The 24,022-nt window shown below is 44.4% G+C and carries 20 protein-coding genes; 9 read left to right on the top strand and 11 right to left on the bottom strand.

Annotation, left to right across the window (positions count from 1 at the left end):
* Positions 1-3 precede the first annotated feature (3 nt).
* On the bottom strand, positions 4-1,563 hold the full coding sequence (locus tag AC3E9V_RS15865; RefSeq protein ID WP_488749115.1) for a SulP family inorganic anion transporter: 1,560 nt from the start codon (positions 1,561-1,563) through the stop codon (positions 4-6).
* Positions 1,564-1,847: 284 nt separating this feature from the next.
* Here AC3E9V_RS15865 and AC3E9V_RS15860 point away from each other — a divergent pair, with 284 nt between their 5' ends.
* From AC3E9V_RS15860 to AC3E9V_RS15850, 3 genes are all read left to right on the top strand, one after another.
* Positions 1,848-2,645, top strand: coding sequence for a hypothetical protein (locus AC3E9V_RS15860; RefSeq protein WP_488749114.1), 798 nt, complete (start codon positions 1,848-1,850; stop codon positions 2,643-2,645).
* Between the two features lie 197 nt (positions 2,646-2,842).
* A complete protein-coding gene (locus AC3E9V_RS15855) occupies positions 2,843-4,033 on the top strand; it encodes a tetratricopeptide repeat protein (RefSeq protein ID WP_488749113.1) in 1,191 nt (396 codons plus the stop codon).
* Between the two features lie 19 nt (positions 4,034-4,052).
* Complete coding sequence (locus AC3E9V_RS15850; RefSeq protein ID WP_488749112.1) at positions 4,053-5,111, top strand: amidohydrolase family protein; 1,059 nt, start codon at positions 4,053-4,055, stop codon at positions 5,109-5,111.
* Positions 5,112-5,116: 5 nt separating this feature from the next.
* Here AC3E9V_RS15850 and AC3E9V_RS15845 read toward each other — a convergent pair whose 3' ends face one another.
* Positions 5,117-5,362: a CBU_0592 family membrane protein gene (locus AC3E9V_RS15845; protein ID WP_488749111.1), complete on the bottom strand. Its 246-nt coding sequence runs from the start codon at positions 5,360-5,362 to the stop codon at positions 5,117-5,119.
* Complete coding sequence (locus AC3E9V_RS15840; RefSeq protein ID WP_488749110.1) at positions 5,362-5,895, bottom strand: YfiT family bacillithiol transferase; 534 nt, start codon at positions 5,893-5,895, stop codon at positions 5,362-5,364. Before AC3E9V_RS15840 ends, AC3E9V_RS15845 begins: the two co-directional genes overlap by 1 nt.
* Positions 5,896-6,045: 150 nt before the next feature.
* Here AC3E9V_RS15840 and AC3E9V_RS15835 point away from each other — a divergent pair, with 150 nt between their 5' ends.
* Positions 6,046-6,831, top strand: coding sequence for a helix-turn-helix domain-containing protein (locus AC3E9V_RS15835; protein WP_488749109.1), 786 nt, complete (start codon positions 6,046-6,048; stop codon positions 6,829-6,831).
* Here the strand turns inward: AC3E9V_RS15835 and AC3E9V_RS15830 are convergent.
* The 7 genes from AC3E9V_RS15830 to AC3E9V_RS15800 all read right to left on the bottom strand — a co-directional run bounded on the left by AC3E9V_RS15830 (position 6,826) and on the right by AC3E9V_RS15800 (position 18,614).
* Positions 6,826-7,518: an SIR2 family NAD-dependent protein deacylase gene (locus tag AC3E9V_RS15830; protein WP_488749108.1), complete on the bottom strand. Its 693-nt coding sequence runs from the start codon at positions 7,516-7,518 to the stop codon at positions 6,826-6,828. The two genes, AC3E9V_RS15835 and AC3E9V_RS15830, sit on opposite strands and share 6 nt — an antisense overlap.
* 85 nt (positions 7,519-7,603) lie before the next feature.
* Positions 7,604-13,942: a T9SS type A sorting domain-containing protein gene (locus AC3E9V_RS15825; RefSeq protein WP_488749107.1), complete on the bottom strand. Its 6,339-nt coding sequence runs from the start codon at positions 13,940-13,942 to the stop codon at positions 7,604-7,606.
* Positions 13,943-14,365: 423 nt separating this feature from the next.
* A complete protein-coding gene (locus tag AC3E9V_RS15820) occupies positions 14,366-14,689 on the bottom strand; it encodes a hypothetical protein (RefSeq protein WP_488749106.1) in 324 nt (107 codons plus the stop codon).
* Positions 14,690-14,748: 59 nt separating this feature from the next.
* Positions 14,749-16,152 carry a pyridoxal phosphate-dependent decarboxylase family protein gene (locus AC3E9V_RS15815; RefSeq protein WP_488749105.1) on the bottom strand — a complete coding sequence of 468 codons (1,404 nt, stop codon included), beginning with the start codon at positions 16,150-16,152 and terminating at the stop codon, positions 14,749-14,751.
* 135 nt (positions 16,153-16,287) lie between these two features.
* A complete protein-coding gene (rsmG, locus tag AC3E9V_RS15810) occupies positions 16,288-16,923 on the bottom strand; it encodes a 16S rRNA (guanine(527)-N(7))-methyltransferase RsmG (RefSeq protein ID WP_488749104.1) in 636 nt (211 codons plus the stop codon).
* Positions 16,924-17,532 (bottom strand): RNA polymerase sigma factor, encoded by a 609-nt coding sequence (locus AC3E9V_RS15805; RefSeq protein ID WP_488749103.1) that lies wholly within the window; start codon positions 17,530-17,532, stop codon positions 16,924-16,926.
* On the bottom strand, positions 17,523-18,614 hold the full coding sequence (locus AC3E9V_RS15800; RefSeq protein WP_488749102.1) for a glycosyltransferase: 1,092 nt from the start codon (positions 18,612-18,614) through the stop codon (positions 17,523-17,525). The genes AC3E9V_RS15805 and AC3E9V_RS15800 overlap by 10 nt, the downstream gene beginning before the upstream one ends.
* A 79-nt stretch (positions 18,615-18,693) precedes the next feature.
* Here AC3E9V_RS15800 and tgt point away from each other — a divergent pair, with 79 nt between their 5' ends.
* The 5 genes from tgt (at position 18,694) to AC3E9V_RS15775 (ending at position 23,580) form a co-directional block, all read left to right on the top strand.
* Complete coding sequence (gene tgt, locus AC3E9V_RS15795; RefSeq protein ID WP_488749101.1) at positions 18,694-19,824, top strand: tRNA guanosine(34) transglycosylase Tgt; 1,131 nt, start codon at positions 18,694-18,696, stop codon at positions 19,822-19,824.
* On the top strand, positions 19,821-20,903 hold the full coding sequence (locus AC3E9V_RS15790; RefSeq protein WP_488749100.1) for an LptF/LptG family permease: 1,083 nt from the start codon (positions 19,821-19,823) through the stop codon (positions 20,901-20,903). The genes tgt and AC3E9V_RS15790 overlap by 4 nt, the downstream gene beginning before the upstream one ends.
* Positions 20,900-21,814: a DMT family transporter gene (locus AC3E9V_RS15785; RefSeq protein WP_488749099.1), complete on the top strand. Its 915-nt coding sequence runs from the start codon at positions 20,900-20,902 to the stop codon at positions 21,812-21,814. Before AC3E9V_RS15790 ends, AC3E9V_RS15785 begins: the two co-directional genes overlap by 4 nt.
* A 93-nt stretch (positions 21,815-21,907) precedes the next feature.
* Entirely contained in the window at positions 21,908-22,228 is a 321-nt protein-coding gene (locus AC3E9V_RS15780) for a heavy metal-binding domain-containing protein (RefSeq protein WP_488749098.1), read from the top strand.
* 62 nt (positions 22,229-22,290) lie between these two features.
* Complete coding sequence (locus AC3E9V_RS15775) at positions 22,291-23,580, top strand: sterol desaturase family protein (protein ID WP_488749097.1); 1,290 nt, start codon at positions 22,291-22,293, stop codon at positions 23,578-23,580.
* Positions 23,581-23,782: 202 nt separating this feature from the next.
* Here the strand turns inward: AC3E9V_RS15775 and AC3E9V_RS15770 are convergent, their stop codons facing one another.
* Complete coding sequence (locus tag AC3E9V_RS15770) at positions 23,783-24,001, bottom strand: response regulator transcription factor (RefSeq protein ID WP_488753671.1); 219 nt, start codon at positions 23,999-24,001, stop codon at positions 23,783-23,785.
* Positions 24,002-24,022 lie beyond the last annotated feature (21 nt).

The raw sequence follows: 24,022 nt of genomic DNA, 5'->3' as shown, positions 1-24,022 counted from the left end.
GTTTTAAACCACTTGAGCAAATTTTGGATTTTTGGTGTTTTTAGCCTGTCTGATTTCGATGGAGATATTCTTGTCTCTTGCAGTAGCCTTAAAGTCATCGATGGTTTCCAAAATATCTTCATCGATAAATATAGACTCAGTTTCGTCAAAGGTCACGTGGCAATTATTGGGAAGATCTCTAAGCGATCTTCTGAGAAAAGCCTTATTCAGGAAGCTGACATCTTTTTCCAGTCGGATCACATATTCATTATCATCTACTTTAATTACAGAGATAGCCTGATGCAGGTTGGATTTGAGGACAAAAAATAATCCAACGATGATCCCTATGGTTATACCCACAAGAAGATCTGTGAATAATATTGCCAGGATGGTGGCTACATAAGGAATAAACTGGTCCCAGCCTTTTCTAAAGATGGCTTTGTACATTGATGGTTTGGTCAGCTTATAACCTACTACCAGCAATACTGCTGCAAGTGCAGATAGCGGAATCAGATTAAGGATATCTGGAAAGAATACCACAGAAATAGCCAGTATAAACCCATGAAAGATAGCGGAAACCTTTGTTTTAGCACCGGAGCTGACGTTTGCAGTACTCCTTACAATTACAGCAGTAACAGGAAGTCCGCCCAGTAACCCGGATACCATGTTCCCTGAGCCTTGAGCAATAAGCTCCTTATTCGCAGGGGCTATTCGCTTATATGGATCTAGCTTATCTACCGCATCCAGACTTAAAAGGGTCTCGAGACTGGCAATTATTGCTATGGTAACAGCAGTAATATAGATTTCCTTATTAAAAATCTGGGAGAAATCCGGAAAGGTCAGGAACGTCGCGAATTCTTCAAAACTACCTGCAACGGGTAAAGAAACCATGTGTTTTCCTACAAGGACCATATCCGGCGAAATAGCTTTGTAGATCACTGAATTAGCTACCATTCCCCAGGCCACTGCAACCAGGGGTCCCGGAACAATATTCGTCCACTTTTTACTCTTCATAAATGGACGATCCCAGAAAATAAGGATAGCCAGAGCTGATAAGCTTATTAATAAGGCAGCAGTATCAATGTTTTGCACTGCCATAACAATTTCTGTAAATGTGTTTTCTCCGTCAGGCTGGTAAAAGCTTTCATCTCCCTCATAGTCCCTGTCGTCACCAAGAGCATGAGGTATTTGCTTGAGTATTAGAATTAAACCAATGGCAGAAAGCATCCCTTTAATCACGGATGAAGGAAAGAAGTGACCTATGATCCCGGCTTTTAGCAGCCCCAGGATAAACTGAATTGCTCCAGCCAGGAACACAGCTAGTAGGAAAGATTCAAATGCTCCCAGGGATTCTATGGCATTAAGAACAATAACCGTAAGACCGGCTGCCGGCCCACTGACACTCAGTTGTGACCCGCTGATAAGACCTACTACAAGTCCACCCACTATGCCGGCAATCAGACCGGAAAACAAAGGCGCTCCTGATGCCAACGCAATTCCAAGACATAGGGGAAGAGCAACTAATGAGACCACTACACCGGCCGGTAAATCAGATCTTAAATTCTTTCCTAGGTATTTTTTCATGGGTTGATTATGCGTGATTATTTTCTTATCTAATTACTTACTGAAAAAGTCTGTTTTTTGTTTTAAAAAAGATGCAAGATGCACACCAGATGAAGAATCTCCAAATACTATTTTGTGAATACTCCATTGATTAGTGCTGGTGCTTTCATAACTTTCTATGAATCAAGGAGTACAAAAAACAGATTTAAAGGAAATTTATAAGCAAATTGTTTTATTAGAATATTAGTTTAATTATATTCAGCCCCGGGAAAATAGAATTTTTTTAACAACCAGATATACAGCGAATGAAAAATATAGGAGACTCTACAATTTCTACTGAAATTCCAAAAGGGTACAGAGCATACAAAATCAAAGGTGTCGATCATACAATAGTTGCTCGTAAAGGGGGACCTTCAAGAGAGGCTATCAAGACCAAATCAACTTACGCAGAGCTCAGAAATAATCAGAAGGAATTTGGAGTAGCCTCCATGATGGCAAAGGTTCTGAGAAACTCTCTTTCTGACGGAATGTCTGAGATTTGCGAGACATACGTTTCCGGAAGGCTGACTGCGCAATTCAGAAACCTGGCAAAGTATGAAGAAGGCAAAACCGGCACCAGGCCGCTTTATCTCAGTAAGCATGGTCACCACCTGAATGGGTTTGAGTTTAATACCATTGCACCTTATGAGCAGATATTTGGCGCTAAGTACTTTATACAAGGCGGAAGCTCACGAGGAAATGTAATCCTTCATTTTCCTGCTTTTATCCCTGAGAAAACCTTCAAGAAGCCGAAAGAGGCAACAAACTTTAAAATTAATGCTAGGTTAGTGGCTCTTTCTGATTATAAATATGACAACACAGAAAACATATACCGGGCTATAAATAAGGAACTCCACGGTAAGTATGGTTCATACACCAGTCCTATGCTGCCAATCCTGAAAATTCCAACTGAGCCAATGACTGCTAACGTGTCTATTGATGCCAAGGTACCTGAAGAAACTGCCCTTTTTCTGGTGATGGCTATCAGCTTTTACAACTACAAGGATGGGAAATTTCACCATCTGAGTAAAGAAAGTGGCATGTCTATCAAAAGAGTCTACTAAACATTAAATCTTTTTTCTTAATTGTTGGTTCTCCATATTGTGCGAGAACCACATGATAGGCGGAGTGTGTCTGAACTGCGGCGGGAAGGAGATAGTTTATCCGATGAGGTGGTTTTTGTTAAAGTGGTGAAGGGATTTCAGACGAGTTTGTGGAAGGAAAACATTAAACCTCCGTTTAAAATTACGTATTAGTACTTATGAAACTAGTACTTATGAGAGCGCTGCTATTATCGATCTACATTCTTTTTTATACAAGCCTTACTCTGGCTCAAAACAGACACGAGCTAGCTATTGAGTTATATGAGCAAGCGCGGGAAGCATATCGATCAGGTTATCTGGAAAGTGCTAATCAATTGCTGGAGGAATCCCTGCAGATGAAACAAACGACAGAAGCCAACTATCTGAGTGGGTTGGTTTACGAGGCTATGGGCAGAGACTTGCGAGCTGTTTCTGCATATGAGGCTGTCTTAACGATTGACCCGGACCACCAGGAAGCTATCTTTCAGAAAGCGCTCATTTACCTAAACTATGGAGACCCTGACCAGGCCCTGAAGGATTTTACTTACCTGATTAATTCCGGAAATGCCGCGGAGACTAAAGGTGTTTATTTTCAGGTAGATCCCACAGGGAATTCACAAAATAGTATTCTTACTTTGGCCACAATAAAAGATCAGTTGTATCATTATCGTGGGCAATGCTATGAAAAACTGGAAGATCCGGATAAGGCATTAGAGGATTACAACATGGCTATTGCTGCAGATAGTTTACCGGATTATTTCATCAGCAGAGGATTACTTTATTCAAGACAGGATAAATTATCCCCTGCACTTAATGATCTGAAGACTGCATTAAATCTGGACCCTGAAAATCAGCTTGCCTGGTACAATCTGGCCCTGCTGAATCCTGCAGTTAAACTTCCTGATCACCTGATCAGGGATTCGTCGTTTGCTCCGACTTTGGGATTGCTTGCTTCCAGGGCAATGGAGGACGGAAAATACACATTGGCTAAGAAATATTATGATCAGGCAATTGTAAATGACCCTAAGGATGCGCTTTCTTACATAAACAGGGGACGCACGCTTATGAAAATGGAAAAATACAATGCCGCCCGATCAGATTTCAATACGGCGAATCGTCTTGAGCCAAAACGAGCTGAGGCGTTATATCTTATCGGGAATTCTTTCTTTTTTCAGAAAGACTATGATACAGCAATTGCTTACTATAATCAGTACTTGATTTTGGACCCAACAAACGGAATGGTGTGGTATAATGGAGCCATGGCTTATATGGAGCAGAAGAAATACGAAGAGGCATGTCATTTTCTCCAAAAGGCACACACACTGGGGATGATACAAGCAAAGACGCTTTCGGACCGCTATTGCCAGTAGGATTTGTTATTTTTGAAAAATGGCAAGTAAAACACCCCTCAAGATCGATATGCATACGCATATCCTGCCCAGGACATTACCCAATTTCACTGAAAAGTTTGGTTACGGAGAGTTTATTAATTTGCTACATCATAAGTCGGGTTCTGCGCTTATGATGAAAGGGGATAAGTTTTTCCGAGAAATCGGGGAGAACTGCTGGGATCCCAAAGTGCGAATAGAAGAATACGAAAGCTTTCACACTAAAGTACAGGTGATCTGTACCATTCCGGTTATGTTTAGCTACTGGGCTGACCCGGCAGACTGCCTTGAGCTTACGCAATTTTTAAACGATCACATAGCCTCAGTGGTGGAAGAGTACCCTCAGCACTATATCGGGTTGGGTACCGTACCGATGCAGGATGTAGATCTTGCTGTTCAGGAGCTGGAGCGTCTTAAGAAAATGGGGATCCCGGGGGTGCAGATAGGCTCAAACGTGAACAATCATAACCTTAGTAAACCGCGGTTTTTTGAGTTTTTTGAGGCCTGTGAAAAACTGGATATGGCGGTATTGGTTCATCCCTGGGAGATGATGGGAAAAGAACACATGGAAAAATACTGGCTTCCCTGGCTGGTGGGCATGCCTGCTGAAACTGCCCGTGCCGTTTCTTCCATGATCTTTGGAGGTGTATTTGCCAGGTACCCGAAACTTAGAGTTTGCTTTGCCCATGCAGGGGGATCGTTCTTACCTACCATTGGCAGGATAGAACACGGCTTTAACTGTCGTCCAGATCTGGTAGCTGTACATAACAATGTGAATCCCCGGGAATATCTCGGTAAGTTTTGGGTAGACAGCATTACCCATGATCCGATGTTGCTCGAGTATGTTATGAAAATGATCGGTTCGGAAAAGATATGTTTAGGTTCAGATTATCCTTTCCCTTTGGGTGATCTGGAGATCGGTAAATACATAGAGGATATGAACCTTCCCGGGGAGGATCTTGAAAACATCATGTACCGCTCTACCTTAGACTGGTTAGGTCTGGGGTCAAAAGTGGAAGACGAACTAATCAAAGAGGTCCTTCAGAAATCCGGCTCTTAGTTTGATTACTTTCGGACTACTTTGATCAGTGCCACTGCGGCGATTCCCACCCAGACAAAATTGATAAAAGTAGACGGATAGGCTCCATAATAGATCGTATTGACAATCAGGAAAATGGCGCCGGTCAGGTTGAGCAGTTGATAAACGGGGGATCTGGACTCTATTTTCTGATAACTGATCAGGAAATAAGCCAGTACTACTTCCATAGATCCGATCCACCCAACGATGTCTGCAAAGAGTTTCAGGTCCATTAGTAGTTGCCTTTCGCTTCTTTTGCTTGCCGAATATGTGCAAGGTGATGATCACAATGCCACGCATATTGAGCGATGGTTTGCATGACGTTGAATGTCTTTTGATGTTCGGGATGAAAGTAAGTTCTCTCCAGTTCTTCAGGGTGCAAATTTTCAAGTAAAATAACCCATCTTTTGTGCAGGCCTTCAAGTAATGTCAATGACCAATCTATGGGTGTCTGCATATCGGATAGCTCAGCCCACTTGTCTTCCATATAAGGCTTGATTGTAGGATTGTCTTCCGTTAAAGCCAGTTTGAATTTTGGCTGACTATTGAGGTGACTGTCTGCACAGTGATGTATGACCTGGCGGATACACCAGCCATCCGGTCGGTACTTCCATTCCAGTTGCTCGGTGGTCAGGTCAGCTACTTCCGCTTTCAGGAGTCCGGGGAAGTCACGAATGCAGCTGATCCAGTTTTTGATTTCTAGCGCCGTAGCTTCGGAAGGGAGGTGAAACGGGCCAATCGGATACTTTAACTGATCGAGGTTCATAGTCGTGTAGCAATATTTCCGTCCAAAAATAGGATTTATTAGCTTTAAAGCAGAATGTCGCTAAAATGTCGCATCGAATTCCGTTAAAAAACCACACTTAAATCCTGATCTTCCGTGAAATTGGCTGAGCAAACAAAATTTTATAAGATTATGAAGCAACCTGAGTTAGGAAAAAAACTCGTAGAGCTACGTCAGCTAAAAGGAGTCACGCAGCAGGAAATTTCAGAAGTGTGTAATGTAAGCATGCGTACGATTCAGCGTATAGAGCTTGGTCAGACAGATCCACGGCCGGTGACACTAAAGTTAATACTAGAGTTTCTGGGTGAAGATTATGAAGCTTTTATGGGAAAGGCGGAAAGGGAGCCGGGTACCTCACTGAAGAAAACCGGGTATCTCACAGCAGCGGTGGCCGGAGGTATTTATTTTATTTTGGGGCTGCCCGAAGCTTACGTAGACCTCAACCTCATGGATAGTTTCCCCGCTTTCGGCGGAAAAGTCTTCTTTACCCTGGTGAAGCTATTGGTCATTGCCTCGTACCTGGTCTTTATGAATGGTTTTGCAAAGCTGGGAGAGCAATTGAATTTGAAAGCGCTGACTTTTACATCCTATATCCTGATGGTGGTGACCACTGTTTTCTACCTGGTGTGGATCGGGTTTGTGATCGCAGAAGTGGATGGAACCTTTTTGCTGATAGGAGAGTCGCTGACTATGGGTACGCTTTCGTTATTCTTTGGGCTATCGCTTTACCAGCTGAGGCATACCCTCGGTGATGTGGTGCTGGGAGCTGCGGTTTTAGAGGTGCTTATTGGTATCTTCCTGATCCTTGTGGTATCAGCATTTGCGGCCTTCTTATTACTCATTCCAGCCACACTCGTAGAGATTTATTTGCTGTATTCAGCTTCTGCAAAGTCAGAAGCTGAGTTTTCCCTTTCATAACCACTCTTCCCGGATCATGCGAGCCACCTTTGGTACACCGGTACTCGCAGCCTCTTCAAATAAGTGAAGGTTGGCAGACTCTCTCACGGCAGGCAGCTTGGGGTCGACGATGTATTTGGGGATTTCCGGGGCGGCAAAATCCAGCAAACCTGCTGCCGGATAGACCAGCAGGGAGGTACCCACTACCATGAAAATATCTGCCTGTGTAGTCTCTTTCATAGCTACTTCCATCATGGGCACCAGTTCTCCAAACCAAACGACGTGTGGTCGCAACTGAGAACCTTTCTCACACAAGTCACCCTTTTTCAGTTCCCAGCCATCCAGGTCATAAACGAGAGACTCATCTACTGTACTGCGAACTTTAAATAGCTCGCCGTGAAGGTGGATCACCCTGGAGCTTCCGGCTTTTTCATGCAGGTTGTCAATGTTTTGGGTGATCACGGTCACATCAAAATCCTTTTCCAGGTCAGCCAGGGCCAGATGCCCGGGGTTTGGCTTGACATGGAGGGCTTGTTTTCTACGTTCGTTATAAAAGTTCAGCACCAGCTCCATATCTGCTGCCCACCCTTGCGGAGAGGCTACATCCATCACATCATGGCCTTCCCATAGACCACCGGCATCCCGGAAGGTTTTTACCCCGCTCTCGGCACTGATGCCTGCTCCGGTAAGGACAACTATCTTTTTCATATGTTTCCTGGCGTTTACCTGGACAAAAAGTACAGATACTGCTTACAAAAAACAAAATTAAATCATGTCCTTTGGTTTTACGGAATTATTGTTTGATAAACCTGGCTCTTTTTACGAAACTGCCTGAGTGGAGCTCAATTAAATAAATACCTGTCTTCAGCCTGGAAACGTCTATTGAAATCACTCCGTTTTCACTTTGAGAACGTTCGGAGATTAACTTCCGGCCAGCTAAATCTGTGATAGTTATTTGGGTATCCGCCAGCAAAAAGGAACTGCTTAGAGTCAGCTGTTTTTGAGCAGGATTTGGATAGATTTTAATTGTACTGCCGTTTTGGATCCATTCCACTCTCAGGGTTTTCAGCGAAACCTGGGTGCCATCAAAATCTTCCTGTTTCAAACGGTAGTAATAAGCTCCATCTGTTCTTAACAGGTCTAAATAACTATAAGACAATTGGCTCTTACTGGTTCCGGCACCATTGATCCGCGCAATTTGAGTAAAATCCTTGCCATTTTGTGATCTGTGAAGAGTAAAATGGCTGTTATCTTTTTCGCTGGCAGTTTCCCAGGTCAGTAGTACTCCATTTTCTTTTACATCACCGGAGAAGCCTATGAGGGTAACGGGAAGGGTGACCACATTGTCACCATCCAGATAGTCAGGTATTCCGTCTCCGTCTGCATCAGGAGCGATGTATGGGCTACCGGAATCCGAATAATCAAAGAGGTCAATTAATCCATCTCCATCCGTATCGTGATAGTGACTGGAATTCGCGTCCAGAAAGTCAGGTGTTCCGTCCAGATCACTGTCTTCCAACCAGTCAGGGATACCGTCAGCGTCATCATTTCCATTGATGTCATCCGTGGTATAGTACCCCGGATCTCCGGCTGCAGTTTCGAAAGCGCTGGCTCTGCTCAGGTAATCATTGAGGGAATCACCATCCGAGTCATCATCAAAACCTTCGATATAGTCAGCCTTTCCGTCTTCGTCAGCATCCGTATCCATAAAATCCTTATCCCCGTCATTGTCTGTATCGGGGTTTTCCAGCGGTGTGCCTCCGTCAGTAGGGTCATATGCATTGGCCAGCCCATCGCCATCAAAATCATTGGACTGAAGGTACGAAACCGAAAACCGTCCATCATCCAGCATGTTCGCCGGGAGTGAACCTCCATTTGCTTCCGTAGCATCGGGTATGCCATCGCTATCCGTATCCAGATCCAGATGATTAGGTATGCCATCCAGGTCCAAATCAGCATTATCATCTATATTGTCACCATTAGCGTCTGAAAAGGCTGAATAATCAGGGTCTTCAAAATTCAGGATACCATCTCCGTCCTCATCCAATAGCAGTGCGCTTGATGTTTCCACGTCATCCGGTAGTCCGTCGTTATCATCATCATTATCATCCGTATCAGCTACTCCATCATTGTCCCAGTCAGGATCACACTGCGTGAAGGAGTAGGAGAAACCATCCAGGTGAAAATCGGCCCCACTACTTTCAGCAGTAAACTCGATCCGCAGGTATCTGATTCCGCCGGAGGTATTGACCGTATAGGCTTGAGAAGCATAGGTGCTGTTTGCCGCAGAAAAGCTTTGGGTATCTCCAAAACCGGTGGAGGTAAGGGAGGAGGATATCTCGGCAGTTACATTTTTGTTTTTACTGCTGGCAAACCGTACTGTTACAGATTGATTTTGAGGAATCTCGTCAGTCAGATCCACGATCAAAATATCCCCGATATCATCAAACACCGCAGGGGTATCGTCTGCTGAGCCCAGCGCGTTGTTTTGGTTGACCACCCCGGTATTGGAGAAAATACCATCAGCGTTTCCCGCAAAATCAGTCGTAATAAACTGAAGGCCGCATGATCCTACATTGTTTTCCAGGTAGTCTTTTACTCCGTTTTGCGGGTTGAGGTCAAGGGGTTCATCTATGGTGAGAATGCCATCCCCGTCATCATCAGTATCTCTCCAGTCAGGGGTCAGGTCTGTATCCAGGTCTTGCCGGGCTACAGGCGTACCGCCATTATCGGTATCAAAAGCATCGTCTAGCCCGTCACCATCGGTATCAGTGCCTAAAGGAGTGGTATCTCTGACGCCATCTCCATCCGCATCATTTCCCTCTATAGCATCTGAGATGCCGTCATTATCTGCGTCACTATCCAAAAAATCAGCTGAGTCCTTTCCATCGGTATTGACAGGCAAAATAGCAGTGCCGCCATTGTCAGGATCATAGCTGTCATCTATGCCATCATTGTCTGTATCTGTGCCAGAAGGGGCCGTATACCCTGCGGAGGTTTGCGCTTCATAATCATCAGTGATGCCGTCGTTGTCTGCATCGATATCCCTGAAGTCCTGAAATCCATCACTATCTGTGTCAGGCAGGTTGAGTGGAGTTCCTCCGTTGTCCGGGTCAATAGAGTCGTGGAAGCCATTACCATCCGCATCTGTAAATGCGTCAAGCACCCCATCATTATCACTGTCTGTACCACCAGCCTCAATGAGATCAACAATACCATCGCCATCACTGTCCAGGTCCTGGCTGTTAGGATTCCCGTCTCCATCACTATCCATGAGCGTTAGTGGACTTCCGTCAAATATGTCAGGGATACCATTGCGATCAGCGTCAGTGGTGGTATCAGCATAGCCGTTTCCGTCAGTGTCAGTACCTCCGTTTTCAGTAATATCCGGGATGCCATCATTATCAGCGTCCCGATCATAAGCATCTGCTATGCCATCACCATCTGTATCCGGGTTGGTCAGTGGGGTTCCACCATTATCCGTATCAAAGGTATCCGCTAAACCATCTGAATCGGTATCAGTGGGGTCGTCCACTTTTCCATCATTATCAGCATCGGTTCCTCCGGCTTCTATTATATCCAGTACTCCGTCATTGTCAGAATCAAGATCTCTGAAATCCGGGATTCCATCCAGGTCCGTATCAAATTCATCCACAATCCCGTCACCATTAGAATCAGTGGCAGTGAAGTTGTTATCACCAAGATCAAGATAGTTTAATATCCCGTCTCCGTCACGGTCACCCGTGGGGCTAAGAGATTCTCCCGAACCGGCTCCTTGCTCATCAATCACTCCTCCATTCTCATCAATATCCGGGATGCCATCATTATCGGAGTCCTGGTCAAATTCATCGTTTATCCCGTCACCATCTGAGTCGGGGTTGTACAAATAATCCGGAACGCTTCCACCGCCCTGGGTGAAACCTATACCTTCTGTGGCGGTATCGGTACCATCACCGTCATCGTCCGTATCCTGAAAATCCTTGATACCATCACCATCCGTATCCTGAAGGGCTGCATTGGAGGCGGTGGAGTTATAGCTGGTGTTATCAGAATCAAAGGCATCGAGGAGGCCATCACCATCCGTATCGCCGGTCCCTTCAGCTCCATTAACCACGCCGTTTCCATTGTCATCCCAGTCACCTATTCCGTCGATATTTCCATCATGACCTTCAATGATATCGTTGACCCCATCATCATCTGAGTCACTGTCCAGGTAGTCAGGCTCTCCGGCGCTATCGGTATTTACAGGAGTGAGATAAGTTCCACCATTATCAGGATCATACGCATCATCTATGCCGTCATTGTCTGCGTCATTATTTAGTGGAGCTATGTACGAGGATGAGCTTTGAGCTTCTACGTTATCCACTATGCCGTCATTGTCAGAATCGATATCGTAAGCATCCAAAAGACCATCTGAATCAGTATCAGGCGGTACCAGTGCAGTACCTCCATTGTCAGGATCAAATACATCCGGCAAACCGTCGCCATCCGTGTCAGAGCCATCGGCGCGACCATCCATATCAGCATCACTTCCACCAGCTTCAATAATGTCTGTCAGACCATCATTATCTGAATCCAGGTCTTTGAAGTCTGGGATCCCGTCCATATCAAAGTCATAGGCATCCACGATCCCATCTCCGTTGGAATCCGTCTCAAAAGCATAATTGGCATCATCCAGATCCAGGTAATTCAAAATTCCATCCCCATCCTCATCGCTGGTTGGGTCATATCCGGTACCGCCGTCCTCATCAGCATCGGGCAAGCCATCATTATCAGAATCAGGGTCTGACGAGTCTATTACACCATCTCCATCTGCATCCGGGTTGTATAGATAATCCGGTACGGGACTACCCCCTTGCGTAAACCCGGTACCTTCTGTGGTAGTAAGTGTACCGTCCCCATCGTCATCAGTATCCCGGTAGTCAGGTACACCGTCGCCATCTGTATCTTGTAGTACCGGTAGTGTACCGCCACTGTCTTCGTCAAATACGTCATCCAGTCCATCGCCATCCGCATCAGAGCCGGAAGGAGGGGTGTCGGTATTTCCATCTTTGTTAGCATCATTTCCCTCTATCAGGTCATCTATCCCATCCTCATCAGAGTCGCTATCCAGGTAGTCTTCCGTTCCGTCCGAATCTGTATCTGCCGGACTGCTTAGATCCACACCTCCATTATCCGGGTCAAAACTGTCGTCAATTCCATCCCCATCCGAATCGTTACCTGAAGGAGCTACCGGTGTATTGGTGCTCTGTGCTTCTATGTAATCAGGGATCCCGTCTCCATCAGCATCGGTATCCAGGTAGTCTGGCAAGCCATCAGCATCCTGGTCATTGGATGTGGACTCTACAGAATCAGGGATGCCATCTCCATCAGCGTCTCCATCCAGGTGGTTGGGGAGCCCGTCATCATCCGGGTCATCTATGGACAGTGCCGTGCCTCCTTCATCGGTATCCACTTCACCGGCCAGTCCATCTCCATCTGCATCCGGGTCGTATTCATCAGCGATCCCGTCTCCGTCGGTATCGTTAGCGGATCCACCACCACCAATAGTCGAAGGTTGATACGCATCACAGATCCCATCCGGGTAACTTCCGCCTACGGCGACCACATCGGTGCAGCCGCTATTATCAGGATGGTCAGCATCTACGGTGTTAGGTATACCATCTCCATCGTGGTCTTCCATGGAGTCAATGACACCATCATTGTTGGTATCATTGGCAGGGTCACCACCTGCCTGAATGTAGTCATAGATTCCGTCTCCATTCGAGTCCGGGTCCAGGTGATTGGGGATCCCGTCACCATCAGGATCAAAATTATCATTGATCCCATCTGCGGGGCTGGTGTCTGTAAAACCCGGAAAGTCCGTATCCAGGTAGTTGGCTATACCGTCACCATCTGCATCTGCACCTGGGTCTATCCCATTTCCTTCGTCTGTCGCATCCAGGATGCCATCATCGTCTGAGTCCAGGTCATTGATCACGTTTACTTTTGCACTTTCAGCAGATGCAAACTCACAACTGTCCCGGGCTATGGCGGTGATCTCATCATAGGGCCTGATGGCTCCCTGGCTAAAAGCAATGGACCAACGCCCATCCGTACCGGCAGTAGTGGTGCTTAGCGTGTCTCCATTTTTAAATACGGTTATTAAGGCACCTTCCGGTTCATTCACATAGCCGTTTATTCGCGTATTGCTATCAAAGATCGGTTCCAGGACGACAGGTGTTTCGCTTGTTCCGCTTTGAAAACACCCACCTTCACCGAGATTTCCCACTACTGTACCTTCACCCTGTAATTCGATGAGTTTGACGTAGATTGTATCATATCTTGGAGAGGCATCACCATATAAGAAGTTCTGATCATCTGCTCCGGCTACATCCGAGGGGTTTTTTAAGATTGAGTTTGTTGGCTGTGAAGATGTAGCTGCAGCAAGACGGATAGAGGAGGAACTGGACAATCCCAGGTCCGTAATGGGAATGTAAAAATCATAGAAAACCGGTGTGTCTCCCACGCAGTTGGTAAACCGTGCATAGGATCGTTGGGTCTGGTTGGTTTCGGGGTAGGATTTGATGGTAGAGTTTGTGGTACTGCCATCCACATCCTCGACATACACACCGGGGCTCCCACCACCTGTTTTGTAGCGGATCTCATACTCAAAGCCTGGGTTACCTGACAACGCATTGGGGTCAGATGAAGCTCCTGTAAAGCCGAATTTTCCATCCGTATCCACTAACACGGAGTATCCAAATGCTCCTGTAGCATTACCGGCAAGGCGTATCCTGTAGATCATCACGGGACCTGCAGTGTCGTCTTCGATAAAATAAACAAAGCTGCTGACACCTCCTGAAGTCTCGTCTACTACTTCGGTACTTCCGCAAGAACCACCAGTTTCAGGATCTCCGGTAGGCTCTGTGCTCAGCTGGGGGATAGCCACAAAATCAAACTCGGTATCTTCCTGCCCGGCGGAAAACCCTGTGCCGGCCTCTGAGGTGAATCCGTCACCATTAGGATCCATAATATTTGCGGTGGGAGTGGCTTGCTGGAAAATTTGTCCAGGAGTTTGGCCGGCCAGGTCAAAACTCAATACCCAGAAAATATTAATAATAAAAAAAAAGCCTAGCTTGGTTAAAGACATTTCTTTTCGTAGTAGTTGCTGATTGAAATATTATCAACTATAAAAATCTGAAAAGGCTGGCAGGTTTTAGAAGTTATTTAGTTCAGTTACGTGTTTTGCTCGATAAATGTAGCTTATGTAAGTACTTCTGTCATGTGAATTGAGGCTGTTTTGGAACAGACCGGTAAATTATAAAAAAGACCTCATAATTTTACCTTTAACTGGTTTAAGTAACCGGAAAAGCCCCGGATAGGCATTAGGAAGAGCTAAAAAATTCTGGCCTGTTAAAAGAAACAACAGCTACCAATAGTCATATTAAGCTGGCATAAGCTGTTAGCGGTTTCCTGCATTCCTGTCAGGAAGTATCTGTTAGTTAAATCAAATAAAAACTAAAATAAGCGATCCGGATTTACCAGGATCGCTTCAAATTAGGTTTCTTATCGGCTAAAAAATAATGATCAGTAGTAAAATAATGATGATAGCAGCTCCTATAGAAATTGTAAACTTGTCATCCAGGCCCATTTCTTTTTTGATCTCTTTCAGCTCCTTTCTCACTTCCTTTCTTTCACTACGACTCATGGACATAAAATCCATGGACCTGATTTCATCTACTCGGTTTTTCAGCACTTCCATACGTGCTTCTATTTCAGCCTCACTTTTTAAATGAATGTTTTCTTTGGTTAATTTTTCATCACCGGGATCAGCATAAGCCAATGTAGTTCCGAAAAACGATATCAAAACGATTAGGAGTAGTTTGTTGATCTTCATTTTAATATTGATTTGTTGATAAACAGCTATAAGTAAGTTTAAATTAATCAAAAATTTCTTTATTCCGCAGATTTTGAGATTAGCTCCCATACTTTTTCTACATGCTTTTGTTCCAAATAGGTCTGACCGGTTACCAGGCGTAAGGCATACTTTCCACTTACCTTGGTGTGGGTGATGAAGGCTTCTCCCGAATCATTAATTTTGTTGAGTAACTTTTCATTTTTTGCATTTAACTCTTCCGCTGAAAATCGTGGAGAAGTATATCTGAAAACGACCATATTAAGTTTTGGTGGAGTGACCATTTCAAAGTTTGAATGATCCTCAATGGTGTTTTGCAGCCACTTGCTAAATGCAATATGTTTTCTGATAACATTCCTGATCCCTTCGGTACCATACGTTCTCAGTACGAACCATAACTTTAAAGCTCTGAACCTGCGTCCGAGCGGAATGCCCCAATCTCTGTAATCATTTACCTGACCTCTTGTTTTCGTTTTCAGGTACTCAGGTAATATTTCAAAAGTCTTTGTCAGTGCCTCAGGATCTCTTACGTAATAGGCGGAACAATCAAAGTTTGTAAAGAGCCACTTGTGGGGGTTGAAAACGAAACTGTCAGCTGTTTCCAGCCCCTGTCTCAACCATTTTAACTCTGGGAGTACCAGTGCACTGCCAGCATAGGCTGCATCGATATGATGCCAGATGCCGTACTTTTGGCAGATATTTCCAATAGCTGATGCAGGGTCAAATGCCAGGGTTCCGGTTGTCCCCAGCGTGGTAATAACACAGCATGGAAGGTGACCTTTTTCTAAATCTTTGCTTATTGCTGCTTCCAGGGCATCAGGGATCATGGACAGGTTATTATCTACCGATACTTTGACCAGATTCTCACTTCCTATCCCGGCAATCTTTACTGCTTTATCTATGGAAGAATGCGTTTCCGAAGAACAATATACCCTGAGTTTCTGATCGGGTAATCCCTTTTTATTAACTGAATATCCTGTGAGTTTTTCTCTTGCAGATAGTATGGCGGTGAGGGTAGCTGTGGAGGCTGTGTCCTGGATCACGCCAGTCCAGCTTTCGGGTAAACCCATAATCTCTCTGAGCCACTCCATCATCTTTTCTTCGAGCTCAGCTGCTGCCGGGGATGTTTCCCACACCATGCACTGAGCTCCGATACCAGCAGTTATAATTTCAGCGATGATGGAAGGAAAACTTGAATTAGCCGGGAAGTACCCGTGAAAATTCGGGTGCTGCCAGTGGGTGATCCCAGGGGTGATCTTATGATCCAGATCTTCCATTAGTTGATCAAAGGGTTCACTTTGTTCCGGGGCATGTTTCGGGATCTGGTTGTAGACTTCTCTGGGTTTTACCTGGGATTTTACCGGATACTTTTCAATATTTTCCAGGTAATCAGCTACCCAATCTACAGCTTCATGTGCGTGCTTTCGAAATTCTTCAGAGGTCATCCTCAAATTTATGACACTTTATGGAGTTTATTGTTGGTGAACCAATCATGTAAACGATGATGTTTTTTCTCCGGGCTTAATTGAGAGACTTTTATAGGATTAAGTAGCCAATAGAGAATTATTCTCCTGCTCAGGTTACACAGGTATATAGACGATCTTTTTAGTTTCGAAGAACGGATCATCGAAATAGTTGCTGATGTCCATTATGCTATGGGATCTTCCAAGCTCTTTCAGTTCTTCATCCAGGTCACCGCCTTTTAACAGCAGATATCCATTAGAAAGGGTAGGGTGGTCATTTCTCTTCAGCAGCTTATTGGTCCATTGAAAGATGGTTTTTGTCCTTGCTACAGCTCGTGAAACCACAAAATCAAATTTGTCTTTGATCTTTTCTGCTCGGGCGTGCTCGGAACTGACATTTTTAAGTCCAATGGCCTCTGCAATGGCCTCAACTACCTTTATTTTTTTTCCAATGCTGTCTACCAGCAGAAAATGGCTATCAGGAAACATAATAGCTAAAGGTATACCCGGAAATCCACCACCGGTACCTACATCCAGTATTTTGGTTCCGGCTTCAAAAGTAGCATACCTGGCTATTGCAAGGCTGTGCAGAACGTGCCGGATGTAGAGTTGGTCAATATCCTTTCTTGAGATCACGTTGATCTTCTCATTCCAATCCGAATAGAGTGCTCCCAAAGCTTCAAACTGAGCCTTCTGAGCGGCGGACAATTCCGGGAAGTGATCAAAAACTATCTGCGCCGGAGTATTGATCATTTAAATGTGTCGCTTTTTGTCTTTTACCAGTTCATACATCAGTTCCCGGGCCCGGTGTAGCTGTGCTTTTACAGTACCCAAAGGGGCTTCCAGTTCCTTGGCTATTTCTTCATAAGAGAGCTCATCAAAATACCGGAGCTTTACGAGGCGTTGGTATTTCGCAGGCAGTTTGGTGACAAACATCCTTACCAGCTCAATTTTTTGGGTGTTAATTGCTTCTTCATCAGGGGTGAGCTTGCTGTCCTCCACATCGATATTTACAGACTCCCCGCTATCGTCAGTAAAGGAGGTATTCAGACTATAGGTTTCCAGCTTTTTCTTTCGAATGAAATCGATGGCATTATTCGTTGCAATTCGGAAGAGCCATGTACTAAAAGTATAGTCCTTTTTGAAACGAGCAAGATTTCGGAATGCTTTGGCAAATGCTTCTATGGTGAGATCCTCTGCATCATCCACATTTCTCACCATCTTCAGGATCATGTGATATACCGGTTTTTTATACCGGCTCATCAGCTCTGCAAATGCCGATTCATCATTTTCAAGCGTAGCTTTATCAATGAGCTTAAAGTCCTTTAGCGCCTTATCAGAAAATTGCCTGTTTACTTCCATCTAATATTTTTTACAAATACAGCCCGGATTCCTATCAGGGGTAGAAAAACCGCGTACAAAAAATCCACAACTGGAAACCAAAGTAAACTAAAGAGTGTACCCATTTTTGAGGCGGTTTTGGTAAAAACTAATCCTTTTACGACCACTAACGCACAAAATGCCCCGATTGTAAGTGGGTCAGTAGGATTACTGAAGACCAAATATAGAAAACTCAACCATACCAATACATGGACGGCTGCCTTAAAGGTGAGTACATTTTTGAGTTTTGACCTGTAATACTTGCCCACTGACAAATGTCGGGTTTTTTGTGTTAGATATTCTTTAAATGTACGTTTAGGAGCTGAATAGGTTAAACTTTCTTTAGCTAAAACAACCTTTGTATTTATGGAGTTTGCATGTTTTTGAACAAACAGGTCGTCATCACCTCCGGTTAAACCCTTATAATCCTGAAATCCACCCACCTTATTAAAAAGTGATTTTTTGTAAGCTAAGTTCCTTCCCACACCCATGTAAGGGGAACCATGAAGTGCTGAGCTCACATATTGAAGTGCTGTTTGGAAGGTTTCGTATCTGATAAGCGCATTGAGTAGTCCGGGATACCACCTTAACGGACCTATGCCGAGAATAATTTCTGTCTTTTTATCTATCTGCCCATTAAAAACAGAGATCCAGTAAGAGGAAGCAGGCAGGCAGTCGGCATCTGTAAATAGCAACCAGTCTTTTGAGGCTGATCCTATGGCTTTTGTCAGGGCATGTTTTTTACCATCAAAATATTCAGGCTTTTCTTTGATTTCCAGTGTCTTAAGTATACTGGTTTGCTCCTGAAAACTTCTGACTATTGCTGCACTTTGGTCGGTGCACCGGTCCAGCACTATGATAACCTCAAAGTCCGGGTACTGCTGATCGAGAAGTCGTGGAATAAGTTTTTTTAGATTGTGGGCTTCATTTTGGGCTGCTACGATCACAGAAAACCCTGATGGCCGGGTAGTTGCTTTTTTTTCAGAGTGGAGGAGGATTGCGGTCACATCCGGTAGGAGCAGTACCACGTGAATAAGAATAATGCCAAAGAAAAGGTATATCAAGGTTTTTTAGGTTCTGTTACAAAGATAGAAGCCACATGATGTTGAGATTCATAGCTACCCAACTATTTTTGCGGCATTCATGAAATTTACATTATCCCATACAGATGCCGGTTCGAATGCCAGGGCCGGAAGGGTCGAAACGGATCATGGCAATATTGAGACACCCATATTCATGCCGGTGGGCACAGCCGGTACGGTTAAGGCTGTTCATCAACGCGAGCTAAAAGAAGATGTGCAGGCAGAAATCATTCTTGGTAATACTTATCATCTTTATTTGAGGCCAGGACTGGAAATCATCAAAGAAGCAGGAGGCCTGCATAAGTTTAATGGCTGGGACCGACCTATTCTAACGGATAGCGGGGGTTACCAGGTGTATTCTCTCGGAGATAACCGGAAGATCACTGAGAAGGGTGTAAACTTCAAGTCACATATTGATGGCTCAAAACACGACTTCACCCCGGAGAATGTGATGGATATTCAGCGGGTGATCGGGGCAGACATTATCATGGCTTTCGATGAGTGTACGCCATACCCTTGCGATAAAAAGTATGCCGGGGATTCCATGCATATGACCCATAGATGGCTGAAGCGTTGTATTGATCATTTTGATAAGACGGAGCCTGTTTACGGTTATCAGCAGGCACTCTTTCCGATTGTTCAGGGTAGTACTTATCCTGACCTGAGAAAACAGTCTGCAGAATATATTGCGAGGCAGGAGCGAGAGGGAAATGCCATCGGGGGACTTTCAGTAGGAGAGCCTCATGAGGATATGTACGCCATGACCGATCTGGTATGCCACATTTTGCCAAAAGACAAGCCTCGTTACCTGATGGGAGTAGGTACTCCTGAAAATATTCTGGAGTGTATTGCGTTGGGAATAGACATGTTTGACTGTGTGATGCCTACTCGAAATGCCCGAAATGGGATGTTGTTCACTTCCGAGGGTATTGTGAATATTAAAAATGAGAAATGGAAGAATGATTATAGCCCCATTAATCCGGAGATAGGAGGGTATGTTAGTGCCTTTTATTCCAGGGCTTATCTCAGGCATCTGATTATGAGCAAAGAAATATTAGGCGCTCAGATCAGCAGCATTCATAACCTTACGTTTTATCTATGGTTAGTCAGAGAAGCACGGGAACAAATAAAAGCGGGTACCTTTGCTGCTTGGAAAAATAAGATGGTTAAAAAAGTGTCTCAGCGACTTTGAAAAAGATAGATTGGTACATACTGAAAAAGATCCTGACCACTTTCGTTTTTGTGGTTTTGCTGCTGGTGCTGATCATCTGTGTGATTGATTTCACAGAAAAGAACGATGATTTCATTCAAAATGATGTCCCTGGGCGACTCATATTAAAGTACTATCTGACTTTTATCCCATTTATTATTACGCTGTTAACTCCGATAACTGCGTTTATTGCCACCGTTTTTGTAACCGCCAAGATGGCGGCAAAAACAGAGATCATAGCTATTTTGGCTTCCGGCGTTAGCTTTCGCAGAATGATGGTTCCTTACTTTATAGGCGCAACGCTCATTGCAGCCATGAGCTTTCTGTTTATGAACTATATCATTCCTGATTCTAATAAATTCAGAATAGCTTTTGAGTTAGAGAATCTGAAAAAGCCTTTTTACTACAGTGACAGAAACATACACCTTAAGATCGATGATGATGCGTACATCTATATTGACAGGTATAACAACCAGCGAGACATTGGGTATACGGTAACTCTGGAGCGGATAATGGGTCAGGAGCTGAAAGACAAGATCACTGCAAAGCGAATCCACTGGGATACCGCTACCAATAAATGGAGTCTGAAAAGCTGGCAAAGACGTCTGTTACTTCCGGATGGTGAGCAGATTACATCCGGAGGACCAACACAGGATATAGATACTTTGCTGAACCTGTCGCCATCTGATTTCCAAAACAAAGAACGGCTGCAGGAAACCCTGACACTCCCGGAGTTAAATGACTATATAGAACTACAACGTAGCAGGGGGGCGGACGATGTGCAGATCTACCTTATAGAAAAGTATGTTCGTTTTATGTCACCTTTTACGGTCATTATACTTTGCTTTATAGGTCTCATTGTTTCAGCCAAAAAATCCCGCAGAGGCACCGGTTTTCAGATAGCTCTGGGGTTTTTGATTGCCTTTATTTTTATCATCTTCTTTATCCTGGCAAAGTCCATTGCGGAAGCCGGTACACTTAATCCTATTTTTGCGGTATGGATACCCAACATTGTCTTTTCAATTGTTGGAGTGATTATGTACAATACCGTACCACGATGACGCAAGAAAATAAGGATTTTGCCTTTCTGCATTTCATTGTATTGATCTGGGGGTTTACAGCTATTCTGGGGGTCCTTATAGATTTGCCATCTGTCGAGATGGTATTTTTCAGGGTGCTTATTGCTTCACTGGGCCTGCTGGCACTTATCCTCATCAGGCGCAAATCCTTTCGGTTTTTTAGAGGAAGCGATTACCTCTTAACATTGGGAACCGGTAGTTTGATAGCTGCTCACTGGGTTTTGTTTTTCCTCTCAGCCAGGGTGTCTAACGTTTCCGTTTGTCTGGCAGGTATGGCCACTTGTTCTTTGTGGACCAGCCTCCTGGAGCCGATTGCGAATAAAAGTAAGATCAAGGGGTTTGAAGTTGTACTTAGCATTATCGCTTTTATTGGCATAGTGGTGATCTTTAATGTAGAGTTTGATTATTTTCTGGGATTGTCTCTGGCCATCCTGTCTGCGTTTATTTCTGCTTTGTTTACAGTGATCAACGGAAAGCTCTCTAAACGGGAAGATCCTTTTGTGATCACTTACTATGAGATGGTCGGCGCTACTCTGAGTATTGCATTATTTTTCCCACTGTACCTTCAGATGGATGGGGTAAATCACCTGGACCTTTCGCCAGGTTGGTCTGACTGGGGATACCTTGTATTGCTGGGCCTGGTTTGCACTGTCTATGCTTATTCTTATTCGGTGGAGTTGATGAAGCGCCTGTCGGCTTTTTCTGTAAACCTTACTGTAAACCTGGAGCCGGTCTACGGGATCATTATGGCGCTGATCTTTTTTCCGGAAAGAGAAAAGATGACGCCAGGGTTTTACCTGGGAACATCACTCATATTGGGATCAGTGCTTCTTTATCCGATTATCAACCGAAGAATGAGACGGAAAGCCCTGGATACGGATATACTCAGATGAATTAACAACTTTTTGAGCTCAAATACGAATATTTTTAAGTGCCTTTTTCAGAAGGTTTATTAATAACCATTTTATCATTTCAATAAAAACCACATGACAACAACTACCACACACACTGTAGAAGGAAAACAGATCACTCAGTATCTGGGGATAGTGACCGGAGAAGCAATTATCGGCGCTAATATTTTTAAAGATCTTTTTGCCAGCATTACGGATGTAATAGGAGGGCGATCCGGAGCCTATGAGCGATCCCTTCGGGAGGCTAAGGATATTGCACTTACTGAGATGGAGGAGAATGCCAGAAAGCTGGGTGCAGATGCCGTGGTGGGAATAGATCTGGATTATGAAAATATGGGCAGAGACGGAGGCATGCTGATGGTTAGCGCTAGCGGTACGGCTGTCAAATTAGCCTAAATCCTCCAGGTTCGGAACCGTTCTTCACAAAATGACGTTTAAGTAGGTTACACCCGTAGCCTATGAATGTTTATACGTTCATAACACCGATAGTACTTATTCTGCTGGTGGCTGAGATCATTTACAGTGTAAGAGCAAAGAAGGGTTTGTACCCTTTTCAGGATACTGTAACTAATCTGGCTACCGGCATTGGAAATCAATGTGTAAATCTGGCTGTAGCCTTTTTTGTATTTAAGTGGTATGGGTGGCTGTATCAGTTTGCTCCGTGGCAGATTCCTCCCACATGGTACTTTTTGTTGCTCCTTCTCCTGTTGCAGGATTTCATTTTTTACTGGTTTCACCGGCTAGGCCATACCATCAATGTGTTTTGGGCAGCTCACATGCCACACCATTCGTCAGAGGAATTAAACCTTTCCGTGGGTATCCGGGCAAGCTTTACTCAGCGACTGTTTCAGTTTTTATTTTTCGATTGGATTTTGGTCCTGATTGGTTTCTCACCTGAAATGGTCTATGCGGTGGCGGCCGTTCACTTGCTGCTGGCATACTGGCATCACACCCAGGTTATTAAACGGTTGGGTTGGTTTGAAAAATATTTTGTTACACCCTCACATCACAGGGTTCATCATGGTGTAAACCCGCAATACCTGGATAAAAATTTCTCGGAGTTTCTCATTATCTGGGATAAGATATTTGGAACGTTTGAGCCTGAAGAAGAGGAGATCTGTTATGGAGTTACCCATCCACCACGGACATGGGATCCTATTTTCGTCAATTTCCAGTATTGGAAACAACTATGGAGTGATGCTGTGGCAGCGCCTTACTGGTGGGATAAGATCAGGCTATGGTTTATGCCTCTTGGCTGGAGGCCCAGGGGGCTGAGGGAAAACAAACCTAAGAGAATAGGCTATACCAGGGCAGAACAGGTAAAATACAGGAGTGATCAGTTTAAGAATATCAAACCCTACATTATTGCTCAGATAGGACTTGGCTTGATATTTATGGTGTTTGCCATCAATCTTTCTTTGCCATTAAGCTACCAGGACAGGATCATTATGTCGGTTGGCATATTTATGATGATTATTAGCTGGGGAGGATTGCTTCAGGCCAGAAGGTGGGCATTGAAGCTGGAGATCTTCAGGTTATTGTTTATGGGTTCCTCCTTTGTGATGATATTGCACGATACGGGATTAGCACATTGGACCAGCTGGTCGACCATTGTTGCAGGCATAGCAACTGGTGTAAGTATCATATACATTTCTTTTTACATCAGAAAGGATCAGGTGGAGCGGCTTTCTACTCCTGAGGGTAGTTCTAACTACCTGGAGAATCCATCCATGTCCCCTGAATCATAACCAAACACTTCAGCTTTAATGCTTTGTAAATGTGGGTTAGGGGTAAACTCTAAAGGAATGAAATCCTGTGGAATAGGTCTGATAGGGACAGGGGGTAAATTACCTGGGTGCTCAGGTTGCCGGCCTGCAAACTCAAATGCACTTAAAAAACCAAGCAATACCAGTATTCCACAGATTTTGATGATTAGCTTAAACTTTGTTTTCATGGTTGATTCCCCTTCTCTTCATGACTTGTTACCACGTAGATGATCTTTGCCCAGTCCGCCTGGTTTTTGATGTTTAGCTTTAGACGGATATTTTTTCTGTAGCCATCATAAGTCAGTTTGGTAATGCCAAGCTGCCGAGCGATTTCATCTCTTTTAATACCGGAGACTAATAGTCTGACGACCTGAAATTCGCGTGGCGATAGTGTCTCCCTGATGTGTTTGTATTGTGTTTCGAT

The organism is Marinoscillum sp. HNIBRBA16962 (assembly GCF_057801515.1).
This window is presented reverse-complemented; position numbering and strand designations above follow the sequence as displayed.

Excerpts from the sequence above, each read along its gene's own strand:
- AC3E9V_RS15865 (WP_488749115.1), bottom strand. The coding sequence starts at position 1,563 with ATGAAAAAATACCTAGGAAAGAATTTAAGATCTGATTTACCGGCCGGT.
- AC3E9V_RS15860 (WP_488749114.1), top strand. The coding sequence starts at position 1,848 with ATGAAAAATATAGGAGACTCTACAATTTCTACTGAAATTCCAAAAGGG.
- AC3E9V_RS15855 (WP_488749113.1), top strand. The coding sequence starts at position 2,843 with ATGAAACTAGTACTTATGAGAGCGCTGCTATTATCGATCTACATTCTT.
- AC3E9V_RS15850 (WP_488749112.1), top strand. The coding sequence starts at position 4,053 with ATGGCAAGTAAAACACCCCTCAAGATCGATATGCATACGCATATCCTG.
- AC3E9V_RS15845 (WP_488749111.1), bottom strand. The coding sequence starts at position 5,362 with ATGGACCTGAAACTCTTTGCAGACATCGTTGGGTGGATCGGATCTATG.
- AC3E9V_RS15840 (WP_488749110.1), bottom strand. The coding sequence starts at position 5,895 with ATGAACCTCGATCAGTTAAAGTATCCGATTGGCCCGTTTCACCTCCCT.
- AC3E9V_RS15835 (WP_488749109.1), top strand. The coding sequence starts at position 6,046 with ATGAAGCAACCTGAGTTAGGAAAAAAACTCGTAGAGCTACGTCAGCTA.
- AC3E9V_RS15830 (WP_488749108.1), bottom strand. The coding sequence starts at position 7,518 with ATGAAAAAGATAGTTGTCCTTACCGGAGCAGGCATCAGTGCCGAGAGC.
- AC3E9V_RS15825 (WP_488749107.1), bottom strand. The coding sequence starts at position 13,942 with ATGTCTTTAACCAAGCTAGGCTTTTTTTTTATTATTAATATTTTCTGG.
- AC3E9V_RS15820 (WP_488749106.1), bottom strand. The coding sequence starts at position 14,689 with ATGAAGATCAACAAACTACTCCTAATCGTTTTGATATCGTTTTTCGGA.
- AC3E9V_RS15815 (WP_488749105.1), bottom strand. The coding sequence starts at position 16,152 with ATGACCTCTGAAGAATTTCGAAAGCACGCACATGAAGCTGTAGATTGG.
- rsmG (WP_488749104.1), bottom strand. The coding sequence starts at position 16,923 with ATGATCAATACTCCGGCGCAGATAGTTTTTGATCACTTCCCGGAATTG.
- AC3E9V_RS15805 (WP_488749103.1), bottom strand. The coding sequence starts at position 17,532 with ATGGAAGTAAACAGGCAATTTTCTGATAAGGCGCTAAAGGACTTTAAG.
- tgt (WP_488749101.1), top strand. The coding sequence starts at position 18,694 with ATGAAATTTACATTATCCCATACAGATGCCGGTTCGAATGCCAGGGCC.
- AC3E9V_RS15785 (WP_488749099.1), top strand. The coding sequence starts at position 20,900 with ATGACGCAAGAAAATAAGGATTTTGCCTTTCTGCATTTCATTGTATTG.
- AC3E9V_RS15780 (WP_488749098.1), top strand. The coding sequence starts at position 21,908 with ATGACAACAACTACCACACACACTGTAGAAGGAAAACAGATCACTCAG.
- AC3E9V_RS15775 (WP_488749097.1), top strand. The coding sequence starts at position 22,291 with ATGAATGTTTATACGTTCATAACACCGATAGTACTTATTCTGCTGGTG.